The following is a 12,096-nucleotide window of genomic DNA, read 5'->3' as shown; positions in this document are numbered from 1 at the left end:
AATTTACACCGTTATTATAAGCTTTGTATAGCTTCATAAAAATCTTAATGATAATCTTGCCAAGACTTAAATAATAAGAAAATGAGTGCCACAATGAAAAAAATAGGCAGGCTTGATAGGCCTGATAATAATGGTTCTGCTCAGATGTTTAGCAATCCAGTATTAGAAAAAATATCCAGAACACATATAAGCATTCCTATAATTTTGTTTGTCGTGATCAGTGTTGTTTCTTTCTACTATGCTATGACTACTACCGATATTGGATTGGGGGTGGGTCTGCCTGTTTTAATTGCAGGTATAATTGTATTTACTTTTGTGGAATATATGATGCATAAGCATTTCTTCCATATGGAGCCAGATACACCTGTAAAGGATAAATTGCAATATACAGTACATGGAGTCCACCATGATTATCCAAAAGACAAAGATAGATTGGCGATGCCTCCATTCGTGAGTGCTTTTTATGCACTTGTATTTTATGTTGTTTTTTCATTTATAATGGGTAGCTATGCACTCTATTTTTTACCAGGGTTTCTATTTGGTTATGCGGCTTACTTAGGAGTGCACTATATAGTTCATGCCTATCAGCCTCCGAAAAATTTCTTAAAAATCCTTTGGGTAAATCACGCAGTGCATCACTATAAAAATCCTGATGTGGCCTTTGGTGTAAGTTCTCCGCTTTGGGATTACATCCTAGGGACAATGCCAAAAAAGGATAAATAGTCACAAACCCTCCTGAAAAGAGGGTTTTTTACTTTAAAAAAAAATCACCAATGAAAATATCAATTGTGGGCCTAGGTTGGTTGGGGAGGCCACTTGCAGATGCTCTGAAAGCCAAATCATGGAAGGTGAAGGGAACTACGACCACCTTTCAAAAATCTGAACTTTTGACCAAGGAAGGGTATGATAATGCTGTTTTGAAATTCTCACCTTATCCAGAAGGGGATGGGTATCAGAGAATTTTTGATACGGATGTTTTGATTGTCAATATTCCCCCAAGAACAAAAACAGCCCAACCTACTTTTCATCCTGAGCAAATTAAGTTTCTGAAGGAGATGATTCTCCAACATAAGGTTCCAAAAGTAATCTATGTCTCTGCTACATCTGTGTATCCAGACGAAAATCAGACGGCAGAAGAATCGGACAATTTAACCAAAGAGAACACAGGGAATTTAGCACTTTTTAATGCAGAGAAACTTCTTTGGACTGACAAGCAATATGACCTTACAGTAGTGAGATTTGGAGGGTTATTGGGTGTGGATAGGATTCCTGGAAAATACTTTTCAGGAAAAGAAAATGTAGAAGGTACTTCTCCGGTCAATTATATTCATCGTGATGATGCTGTCAGACTGATTTCTTGGATTATTGAAAAAGAATTGTGGAATGATACTTACAATGGGGTGACTCCTTTACACCCTTCGAGGAAAGAAGTCTATGAAAAAAACGCATCCCAAATGGGGTTTGAAGGACCTAAGTCTTACGATAATTCGGGAGCAAAGCCGTGGAAGAAAATTTCTGGAGATAAAATTCTGAAAACTCGATTTGAGTTTGAAATTCCAGATCCATTAGAGTTTTGGTACGCATAAAAAAAGCGCTATTCGAATACAAATAGCGCTTTTTATAGTCTTATTTCAATTGATTAGTCTTGCTGAGGTATGATTTTTACCATCAAGCCTGTAGCTTCTACTATAGCATAAAGATAGCCATCTGGACTTTGGGATACTTGTCTTACTCTACCGATTCCATCCAATAGTTTTTCTTCTCCCACGTAGCTTGTACCGTTCATTTCTACTCTTGCGATATGCTGGCCAGCAAGGGCAGCTACTAGAATGTTGCCTTTCCATGAAGGATACTTGTCAGAAGTTACTAGAGTCATTCCGCAGGTAGCGATAGAAGGATCCCAATAAGTAACAGGTTGTTCCATTCCTTCTTTTTCAGTCTCTTCAGTAATTGTCGTGCCATCATAATCGATACCAAAAGTCACTTCAGGCCAACCGTAATTCTTACCTTTTTCAATCAGGTTCAACTCATCACCACCTTTAGGTCCATGCTCTACTGACCAAAGTCTGTTGTTTTTTTTGTCGAAAATTATTCCTTGAGGATTTCTGTTTCCATAAGTCCAAATAGAAGCCACTGCTCCTGGTGTATTTACAAATGGATTATCCTCTGGAATTCTCCCATCATCATGGATTCTGTGAATCTTCCCATGTGAATTGTCAAGCTCTTGTGCATTTTGCGGTCTATTTCCTTTGTCTCCATTGGAATAGTAAAGATAATTCTCGTTGTCAAATACGATTCTTGTGCCGAAATGTCTTCCACCTTTCCATTCTGGTAAATTGACGATCAATTCCTCCAAATCAACCAAAGCATTACCATCAAGCTTTGCTCTAGAGATAGTCAATACTCCACCATCTCCCATGTCTTTTGCATAGGCAAGATAGATCCATCCATTACTTTCATAATCTGGATGAATAGCAATATCCAATAGGCCTGCTTGATTAACCTCGTGCACAGCAGGTACACCTGTGAGTTTTTCGCCTGTGTATTTATCGTCTTTGAAGATTAATATTTCTCCTTTTCTTTCAGTGACAAGCATTCTGCCGTCTGGAAGCCATGTCATTCCCCATGGATTTTCAAACTCTGTATACAAAGTGTCTAGGGAGAATGTAAGTTTTTCTGATTCTATTGTGTAAGGACTAGGTTCAGAATTATCGACATTTGCTGCTGGTTCAGAACAAGCGACCATTCCGTAGAATAATCCTGCACTCAGAATAAAAGCTAAATTATTTTTTAATTTCATAATATTTAAGTTGGTTTCTATACAAATCTAATCATTTTTCAGGTGAATTGTTTTTTAAATTGTGCAAACAGTATTCCATACTCAAAAACAAATTTAGAAATCTATGCTTATCTTGGTTTTTAAATGAATTTTAGCTGCATAAATATATTTTATGAATAATCAAATATGGCTGATGACCTCAGCTTTAGATCAATTGAATTTGGATCAAGTAATCGAAAAGGCAAATGAAACTGGAGTTCAAGGTTTGGATGTTTGTGTTTTTCGGAAAGATGGTACCCGAGATGATTTTGTGGCTACGCATATGGATTACGAAAATTTCAATAAAGAAAATGCGAAAGCTATATTGACAAAATTCAACAATGCGAAGCTTAGGATGTCATTGGGAGCATTCGATAATTTGATAGGAGGAGATGAGGCCGAAAAGTTGAAAAACCAAAACCACCTTTTGAAATTAATACGAATGGCATACCTGCTTGGAGGAGATGAAAATGATGTCAAAGTAGGAACTTTTGTGGGCTATAATCATGAAATTGGAATTTTAGAAAATGGTTTTGAAAGGAATCTAGAAGAATATCAAAGGATTTTCACTCCGATAATCAAATATGCAGAAAGCTTGGGAGTGACAGTTCTGTATGAAAACTGCCCAATGGAAGGTTGGCGGTCTTCTGGGTATTCTACGACTTTCAACAATCTTACCGGAGTATTAGCTGCCAGAAAAATCATGTATGAAATGATCCCGAGTAGAAATCATGGAGAAATCTACGATCCTTCCCATGATGTATGGCAAAATACAGATCCTGTTGAGGTTATAAAACATACAGATATGTCTCGTCTTCACAGAATCCACGTAAAGTCAACACGTAATATTCCAGATCCATATTGGGGAAATATGTACCCTATGCAGCGTGTCAAAGCAGAATGGGCACAAAAAGCTGGTGTTCCATACAGTACCAATGATTGGGACAGACATCATTACGAAGCTACACTTCCTGGGTTTGGGCTAGGGGATTCGATGGATTGGAGAGCATTTGTCAATATCTTGAATGAAAAAGGCTTTGAGGGGCCTTTTGAGATAGAAAATGAAGCAAAGCTTTCTAAACAAACAGGAAGTTTAGCTGCTATAATGCAAGGTTGTAAAGCTGCGGTTCAGAATCTCGCTCCTCTCTTGTGGCCTTTGAATGAAAATGGGTTTTCTTATGCAGAAGCTGAAATCAAACCTTTGAAAGATTTGGAAAGGCAAGATGTTCCAGTGAAGACTATGCAAGATTTATATTGAGAAAGTTGAATGATCAAATAATGAGACTTTCTATTGAAAGTATAAAATATTGAGTTTAAGAGAGGGGGTAGGCTAATGGGGTTCAACCTGAAATACACCTTCATTACATGATTTTGGTCTTGCTCCAATTTTGGAATTTGACACCTCCTTGATTTTTCTGACCTTTAGGAATTATTGTTAAGTATGATTAACAATAATGTTTACAAAATGTTAATTGTATATAACAAAAATATACTATAGAAGTCGGTGGCCCAAACAAAGGGAAAAAACAGATTTCCAAAACCGATGATGCATTCGTCCTTAAAGACAACATTGAAATCGGTTTTGGAAATACTATCCCACTTTGGTTGTTTGGGTTTTTATATTGATTAGTTGTTTTCTTTGGCCTGCTTTTCCTGTAGTTCTTTCATTTTGAATGTGTAATCTTTTTGTAATTCAAACATTTTTTGTTGATACTCATTCAGCAAAGGCTGTAGTTCTTTCTGAAACGATTTCATCTTTTCTTGGTATTCTTCCATCAATGGGCGAAGTTCTTTTTCATAAGCTTCCATTCTTTCTTGATACTCTTTTATTAATGGTCCTTGTTCTTTTTGCCATTCAATCATCTTTTGTTGATATTCTACCATGATAGGCTTCATTTCCTCAGCTTTTAGCTTGTATAGTTCCGCTTGGGTCTTGAAGTAAGAAAAGATTGAATCGTTTTTAGCGTTACTTATCAATTGTTTGCTAGCCATCGTCAAAGCTGTCATTTTATTTGTGATAGTAGACAGTTCTTTAAGTACAGCTTCTTTTTCTTCAGCTGTGTCTGCATTGCTCAATTTCAAGATGGCTTTATCTATGACTTTATTATAATAATCAGTAGTATCTTTTTTTATGTTTACCAATGTGTTTGGATTACTGTTAAATCCAACAGAAGTCGTTTTTTTGATCCTTGAAAGGTCATGGACTGAGTATGCCTTAATGTTTGTGCTAGTTTTTGTCAGCGCCATGTTTTGGTTGGCTAATACATTGGCATCATACCCGATTCTTATTTTGCCTGAATTTGAATTCAGGCTCTTGGTGGTATCTATGCTTACCTTTGACAAAGATGTAGCATCAGAAAGCCCCAAATTAGGCTTAGCGCTAAAGTCCATTCCTTCAAATTCCAAAGGAGCGATTTTCATTGTATATGATAAAATATCTTTATTCAAAGGCTTGATAAGAATTTTAGAATCGCTGCCTTTTATATTGGATCCTACGTATACTGTTTCTCCATTTACTTTGAAATCGAAGAGGTTTTTCTTTGTGTTGGATTCATTTAATGGTTCAGAAATATTGTCTTTTGTTGAAGAAGATGGTTCGATTTGCCCTATTTCTGGTAGTTCTATTATTTGTTTTACATCATCTGCCTTATCATTAGGTTCATTTGTAAATGGATTGGATTTTTGGCCTAATTGTAGCAAAAAATCCTCTCCTAAGTCTATTTCAGAGTGAATTTCTGTTAAGATGAGTTCTAAATCTTCATTTATTGATTTGTCTGCATTTGCTCCAAGGATCAAAGAGACGCTAAGTAAAAGAGTTGATAACATGGTTAAGCTCGTTAAAGTTGAAGTTTGTTTTTGGGACGAATGAATTCCCATGATTCTTTTTATTCTGTCCAATGTCGGTGTTTTCGATTTTGCTGCTGCCAAAGCAAGTAGTGGCTGGGTCTGTTTGGCATGTTGTACTACGAGGACAAGTGCTTCTGCTAAATCCCTGGCATTTACACCAATGTTAATAGCAGTATCATCGCAGGCATTTTCTCGCTCAGTCTTGATGATCTTATTGATATACCAAAAAACAGGATGATAGAAAAATATCACTTCCATAGCTGATTGCATTAGATTGATCAGATAGTCATGTCTTTTGATATGAGCTAATTCATGCGCGATGATGGCTTCCATTTGCATAGGGCTGAGTTGGAAAACCAATCCTGCTGGAATCAATATCACAGGCTTCAAAACTCCAAAAGTCAAAGGTGTGTCTATATGATTGCTTTGAAAGATCTTTACTGAATGTTTAATTTTTAATTTTTTGGAAAATTCAGTCAACGCAACCTGCCATCTTTCAGGAATACCCTTTTTTGGTTTTTGACCCAAGTTTCTAAGCTCAGTCAATGAGCCGGCAAACTTGATCATAAAAAGTATTACACCAATAAACCAAAGGTTGACCAAGAAAGGAATTCTTTTTTCTATTTGACTTGAAAGCACCTCAAAGTTTGTTCTAGGTGTATGCGAATTATTGCTATATACTGTAGTCGGAAAAAGATTGTTTTCACCTTCATATACTAATTCATAAGCAATTGTTGATTCTTTTTCTGGCTCAAAGTAAAATAAAGCCGTTCCTATGCTGCTCACAATCAGTAGAAATAATACAAAAACGCTAGCTTTGTATTTGAATGCTGCAGATTTCTTTTGGTAGATTTCCAATGTGAACCACAGGAATAGCCCCAGTCCAGCTATTTGCCAAAGTGAATGCACAAGCATCCAGCCTATAGCATGGAGATAATTTGCTGGTATGATTTCATTCATCCATTCCATTATTTTTCATTTTCTATTTGGTCCAAAAAAGCACGGATTTCATCTAACTCCTCCTTTGAGGTATTTCCTTGGCCTAAAGCCTGCATGACGAGATTTTTTGCTGATCCACCAAAGGCAGTCGCAACAAAATTTTCTACCAAACTCTTTTGGGTCACTTTCTCCCCAATAGCTGCAAAATACACGTGGGTTCGATTTTTTTCATCTCTATGAAGCAAACCTTTTGTATGCATGATTTGCATAGTCTTCAGGGTAGTAGTATAGCCAGTATCTTTACTTTCAGCTAATTTCTCATGTACCTCACGGACTGTGACTTTTCCTTTTTGCCAAATGATTGACAAAATCTCCAATTCTGATTCTGTTGGTTTTGGTGTCATTTATTTCAGATCTACGATTTGCTTCGTACAAATATATACGATGGGTATCGTATTGCAAATTTTCACTACGATTTTTTTCGTAATAAAAGTTAAATTATTGATTGAGTCAGTGTTGCCTCTACTTTGGAATGATTCCAAATGATATTGGAACGATCATGGCATCGTATTAGTTGTATATACATTGAATTAGAAATTAAACCAACTTAAAGCATGACTAAGCAACCTCTTTTAGAAAAATTACAGATCAGAGATCTAGAATTACAAAATAGAATCATCATGGCTCCCATGACTAGGAGCAGAGCAGATAATCCTGAAACAGCTCCTACCGATATTCACGTGGAGTATTACAAACAAAGAGCTTCCGCGGGATTAATTATTTCTGAAGGATCACAAATTTCGAGCAAAGCTGTGGGTTACATTAATACTCCAGGGATTTATACCAAAACTCAAGTAGAAGGATGGAAAAAAGTGACCAAAGCAGTTCATGAAGAAGGAGGGAAAATCTTTTTGCAGCTTTGGCATGTGGGAAGAATTTCACATCCAGACTTTCACAATGGTGAGCTGCCACATGCACCATCAGCGATTAATCCTGATTCAAAGTCATTTACGCCCAAGGGCTTCAAAGAAACTGTGACGCCAAAAGAAATGTCCATTCCTGAAATCAAACAAACTATTTTGGATTTTCAGAATGCAGCAAAAAACGCTATGGAGGCAGGTTTTGATGGTGTGGAAATTCATTCTTCAAATGGATATCTTTTGCATCAATTTTTCAGTAGAACTTCAAATGTCCGAACGGATGAATATGGTGGAAGTATAGAAAATAGAGCGAAAATCCTTTTTGAAGTTATCGATGCTATCAAAGAGGTGATGCCAGAAGAAAAGATTGGATTAAGGCTTAATCCTTCACTACATGGGATTTTTGGGATGACATTGGACGAGGAGACAATACCAACTTTTGATTACATTATCGAAAAATTGAATAACTATAAATTGGCTTATCTTCATCTTTCGGAGCCATTCAATGATGTGTCAGATGTTCCCCATGCTGTCACTGAGATTGCCCACAGATATAGACCTGTTTATAAAGGGGTTCTTATAATCAATGCTAATTTTGATCAGGAGAAAGGAAATAGATTTATTTTAGAGGGATTGGCAGATGCTGTGGCTTATGGTAAGCCATTTATCTCAAATCCAGATTTGGCGGAGAGGTTTGAAAAAGGTGCAGAACTTGCCGATTGGGATACTGATACTTTCTATACACCAGGAGAAAAAGGATTTACAGATTATCCTAAATTATCAGCCACAAAATAAATATAATCAGTTCAAAAGGTCGATGAATTTCGACCTTTTTTCATATTTTGCGCTTATGTGTTTGATAGCCTTTAATTGGAATAATCACCCAGAATATAAGCTTATTCTTGTGGCGAATAGAGATGAATTCTTTGAGAGACCGAGTTCTAGTTTGTCAAAGTGGGAGCATGGTTTTTATGCTGGCAAAGATCTCAAAGCAGGCGGGACATGGATGGGAATGCATCCAAATGGTAGATTTGCTACCTTGACGAATTACAGAGATTTAAAGAATCCTAAAGTAAACCCAAAAACCAGAGGTAATTTGGTCAAGAATTTTTTGGAAGCAGATGTTGATCCTTATCAATATTTAAAAACATTGGACTTGGAAAAACATCATTATGAAGGATTCAACCTTATTGTAGGGGACCAAAAGGGTCTATTTTATTTATCAAATTACAAAGATGGAATCGAAGAGTTGAGTTCAGGACTTTATGGTTTGAGTAATGCACTTTTAGACACACCTTGGACAAAAGTTAATTTGGCTAAGCGGCAGTTGCAGGAAAAACTAGACAGAAATTTAATTGATTTATCGGAATTGATGCAAGTTGTAACTTCTAGAAAAATGGATCCGGAAGAATTGCTGCCTGACACAGGAGCAACCCTCTATCAAGAAAAGCACCTCTCAGCGCAGTTTATCAGGATAGATGATTATTACGGAACTGTAAATACCACTGTACTGCTTTGGAAACATACAGGTGAAGTTGAAATGTTGGAGCGGACTTTTGATCAATTGAATGATGCTAAAATTGATAACCTAGTAAAATTCAAAGTAAAGGATTAGATAGAGAACAGATTTCTTTTATTTCCTGTTAGTAGAAAGAATCAATAAAAAGAAAATGGAATTTTTAGATGTTTTTGTAATAGGTGGAGGCCCCATAGGACTTGCCTGTGGGATAGAATGTGAAAAAGCTGGACTATCTTATGCGATTGTAGAAAAAGGTGTTTTGACAAACTCTTTATACAATTACCCACTAAATATGACTTTTTTCTCAACTTCTGATAAATTGGAAATGGGATGGATTCCATTTATGTCTGTTTCACATAAACCTACCCGAACAGAAGCTTTGGAGTATTATAGAAGAGTTGCTCAAACTTGGAAGTTGAAAGTCCAGCTTTATGAGCAAGTAAAAACCCTTTCGAAAAAGAATAATATTTTTGAAATCACCACTTCCAAAGCAACTTACCACGCCAGAAACATTGTAATGGCAACAGGCTTTTATGATTTACCAAATCTGATGAATGTGCCTGGTGAAGATTTGCCAAAAGTTTCCCATTACTACAGAGAGCCTTGGCCATATATTGGTCAAAAATTGCTGGTAGTGGGAGGAGCAAACTCTGCAGTAGACGTGGCTTTGGAAACTTGGAGAAAAGGTGCAGAAGTGACAATGGTACTCAAAAATGACGGAATAGATGAGAATGTGAAGTATTGGGTGAAGCCTGATATAGAAAATAGGATCAAGGAAGGTTCAATCAAAGCATTTCCAAATTCTACTGTCAAAGAAATCAGAGAAAAGGATGTGTTGGTAACCACACCAAAAGGAGAAGTGACGGTAGAAAATGATTTTGTACTCGCAATGACTGGCTATGTCCCTAACTTCTCTTTATTAGATCAGCTTGGTGTAGAATTGAGTTTGGATGATAAAAAGCAACCTTGCTATGACCAAGCCAATCAAGAATCCAATGTGTCAGGGGTTTACTTGGCAGGAGTGGTCTGTGGAGGATTGAATACGAGGGAGTTTTTTATAGAAAATTCAATTGTTCACGCAGAAAATATCATCAGGCATATTTTGGAAAAAAATGAATGATGGTAAAAGAAAAAATGATTAAATTCAACTCCAACAAAAGGAACTATGGATATTCAAGCTATAAAAATAGATTTAATTCACTGGCTTACCAAGCTAGATGATATCACTTTATTAGAAGAATTGAAATTATTAAAAGAAAAACATGAAGTTGACTTGAGCGAGGATCACAAAGATTTTCTAGATGAGCGATTGGAGTTTTATGAACAAAATCCAAATGAATTGATTGATTGGGAAGATATTGTTAAAGAGCTGGATTAGTTGTGATGGTATTTAAGATTAAATTCACTTCTCCTGCTAAGTTAGATATTGATGAGGTCATCAAATGGTATGATGGGCAAAAGAAGGGACTTGGGAGAAAATTTTATAACCAACTTAAATCGAAAGTAAATTATATTCAAAAGTACCCATATCATTGCCAGCTAGTACATAGAGATATTAGAAATGTTTTAGTAGATAAGTTTCCATTTCAGATTAGTTTTGTAATCGAAGAATTGAATAAAATGATTGTTGTTGTGGCGGTAACCCATACTAGAAGAAATCCTAAAAACTGGAAAAACAGGAGTTAAATAAAGTTTAATAGGGAATTATTTTTGGAGTTACTTTTTCTTTGTACTTCCCAATTTATGGATTACATAAATAATAAGGCCGAATCCTGTCCAGATTAAAATGTCAATAATTTCTTCAGTTTGTGTACCTGAAAGTAGCCAAATGGTAGCCAAAATCCCCAAAATTGCGAAATGATTTCCATAAGGAATTTTGAAAAATGAATTAGTGTTGGGTTGGTTTTTTCTTAGTTTGATCAGTGATGCACAAACCAATCCATAGAGAGCTAGCCTAGAGATCACCGATATCGCCAAGGAGTTCATAAATCCCCAAAATATAGCTACAAAAGCTACAAGTGCAGAAAAGAAAATTAGCGAAATATAAGGTGTGGCAAATTTTGGGTGGATTTTTCCGAAAATTTTCGGCAATTGATCCTCTTCGCTCAAGGCAAAAGGTAGTCGTGAACCACTCAATATTTGGACGTTTAGTGTTCCCATGATTGAGATAACTGCTCCAACAGTGATGAACATACCACCCCACCAGCCCATAAACCCAGTTGCTGCATCTGCAAGCGGCTTATCAGAACTGGCCAAATCAGGCAAAGTTCCTATTGAAACGATTTGGATCAAAACATAAAATCCTGCAATTACAGCCGCGGCTGTAATTAGCCCGAAAGGCAAATTTTTTCTGGGATTGACTATTTCACCACTATTTACTAATCCAGCTTCAAATCCTCCAAATGCAAATATCAAAAGCAGAGAAGCTGCTGAGAAATCCTGTAAGCTAGGAGCTGGGCCTGGTTTGAGGTTGGTAAAATCTACGAAAAACAAACCGACGATTATAAAAATTGCAAGCGGGAACAGTTTTGCAACTGTCAGAATATTACTGACTTTTGCAGTGTTTTTTATTCCGATCCAATTGAAATAAGTGATTATTCCTGTGATCACTAAGATCAAACTTATTCTAATCTCAGGTCTATTAAAAATGTCTGAAAAAAAGGAAAGGTATAAAACCATCAGATTGATCAAGGTGGCGTAGCTAAATAGTCTTGTCAACATCAAAAGCCATCCAATCACAAATGCCGGAACTGGCCCAAAGGCTTTGTGGACATAGAGGTAAGGGCCACCTGTCTGCTCAAACCTTGAACTCACTTCTGCAAAAACCAATATCAAAATCATCATGACAAAGGCACAAACCAAAAATGCTAGAATAGAATATACGCCTGATAAGGCGAAAACTTTAGCTGGTAAAGCGAATATTCCAGCTCCGATGACAGAATTGATGATTAAGAATACGAGGTCCCACCTTTGGATTCCTCTCTTAAGCTTGCGTTGATTTTTCAATAATTCAGGTTAAGAGCAAAATCTACTATGATTAATTTCAAGATGCA

The 12,096-nt window shown here is 36.4% G+C and carries 12 protein-coding genes; 8 read left to right on the top strand and 4 right to left on the bottom strand.

Annotated elements, in window-relative coordinates; genetic code table 11:
* The first annotated feature begins 93 nt into the window (after positions 1 to 93).
* Both MM213_RS08010 and MM213_RS08005 read left to right on the top strand, forming a co-directional pair.
* The gene (locus MM213_RS08010; protein ID WP_241411177.1) at positions 94 to 723 is read left to right on the top strand and encodes a sterol desaturase family protein; all 630 of its coding nucleotides are present in this window, start codon (positions 94 to 96) and stop codon (positions 721 to 723) included.
* Positions 724 to 773: 50 nt separating this feature from the next.
* Positions 774 to 1,586, top strand: a complete 813-nt coding sequence (locus MM213_RS08005; RefSeq protein WP_241411175.1) for a Rossmann-fold NAD(P)-binding domain-containing protein — start codon at positions 774 to 776, stop codon at positions 1,584 to 1,586.
* Between the two features lie 53 nt (positions 1,587 to 1,639).
* Here the strand turns inward: MM213_RS08005 and MM213_RS08000 are convergent, their stop codons facing one another.
* Positions 1,640 to 2,800 carry a PQQ-dependent sugar dehydrogenase gene (locus tag MM213_RS08000; protein ID WP_241411173.1) on the bottom strand — a complete coding sequence of 387 codons (1,161 nt, stop codon included), beginning with the start codon at positions 2,798 to 2,800 and terminating at the stop codon, positions 1,640 to 1,642.
* 151 nt (positions 2,801 to 2,951) lie between these two features.
* On the opposite strand from MM213_RS08000, the gene MM213_RS07995 reads away from it, so the two are divergent.
* A complete protein-coding gene (locus MM213_RS07995) occupies positions 2,952 to 4,076 on the top strand; it encodes a sugar phosphate isomerase/epimerase family protein (RefSeq protein WP_241411171.1) in 1,125 nt (374 codons plus the stop codon).
* A 368-nt stretch (positions 4,077 to 4,444) separates the two neighbouring features.
* Here the strand turns inward: MM213_RS07995 and MM213_RS07990 are convergent, their stop codons facing one another.
* Positions 4,445 to 6,625 (bottom strand): M56 family metallopeptidase, encoded by a 2,181-nt coding sequence (locus tag MM213_RS07990; protein WP_241411169.1) that lies wholly within the window; start codon positions 6,623 to 6,625, stop codon positions 4,445 to 4,447.
* Positions 6,626 to 6,633: 8 nt separating this feature from the next.
* The gene (locus tag MM213_RS07985) at positions 6,634 to 7,008 is read right to left on the bottom strand and encodes a BlaI/MecI/CopY family transcriptional regulator (protein WP_241411168.1); all 375 of its coding nucleotides are present in this window, start codon (positions 7,006 to 7,008) and stop codon (positions 6,634 to 6,636) included.
* A 210-nt stretch (positions 7,009 to 7,218) separates the two neighbouring features.
* On the opposite strand from MM213_RS07985, the gene MM213_RS07980 reads away from it, so the two are divergent.
* From MM213_RS07980 to MM213_RS07960, 5 genes are read left to right on the top strand one after another with little or no spacing between them, the layout of a single operon-like run.
* Positions 7,219 to 8,319 carry an alkene reductase gene (locus MM213_RS07980; RefSeq protein ID WP_241411167.1) on the top strand — a complete coding sequence of 367 codons (1,101 nt, stop codon included), beginning with the start codon at positions 7,219 to 7,221 and terminating at the stop codon, positions 8,317 to 8,319.
* Positions 8,320 to 8,341: 22 nt separating this feature from the next.
* Positions 8,342 to 9,139: an NRDE family protein gene (locus MM213_RS07975; protein ID WP_241411166.1), complete on the top strand. Its 798-nt coding sequence runs from the start codon at positions 8,342 to 8,344 to the stop codon at positions 9,137 to 9,139.
* 55 nt (positions 9,140 to 9,194) lie between these two features.
* Positions 9,195 to 10,163, top strand: coding sequence for a YpdA family putative bacillithiol disulfide reductase (locus MM213_RS07970; RefSeq protein WP_241411164.1), 969 nt, complete (start codon positions 9,195 to 9,197; stop codon positions 10,161 to 10,163).
* A 45-nt stretch (positions 10,164 to 10,208) separates the two neighbouring features.
* On the top strand, positions 10,209 to 10,421 hold the full coding sequence (locus MM213_RS07965) for an addiction module protein (protein ID WP_241411162.1): 213 nt from the start codon (positions 10,209 to 10,211) through the stop codon (positions 10,419 to 10,421).
* Positions 10,422 to 10,426: 5 nt separating this feature from the next.
* Positions 10,427 to 10,729 carry a type II toxin-antitoxin system RelE/ParE family toxin gene (locus MM213_RS07960; protein WP_241411160.1) on the top strand — a complete coding sequence of 101 codons (303 nt, stop codon included), beginning with the start codon at positions 10,427 to 10,429 and terminating at the stop codon, positions 10,727 to 10,729.
* 30 nt (positions 10,730 to 10,759) lie between these two features.
* On the opposite strand, the gene MM213_RS07955 is transcribed toward MM213_RS07960, so the two are convergent.
* A complete protein-coding gene (locus tag MM213_RS07955) occupies positions 10,760 to 12,049 on the bottom strand; it encodes an APC family permease (RefSeq protein ID WP_241411158.1) in 1,290 nt (429 codons plus the stop codon).
* Positions 12,050 to 12,096: the final 47 nt, after the last annotated feature.

This window comes from Belliella alkalica (assembly GCF_022549785.1).
Taxonomy (GTDB): Bacteria; Bacteroidota; Bacteroidia; order Cytophagales; family Cyclobacteriaceae; genus Belliella; species Belliella alkalica.
Note: the sequence above shows the minus strand (reverse complement) of the source record. Positions and strands in the feature narration are given on the sequence as shown.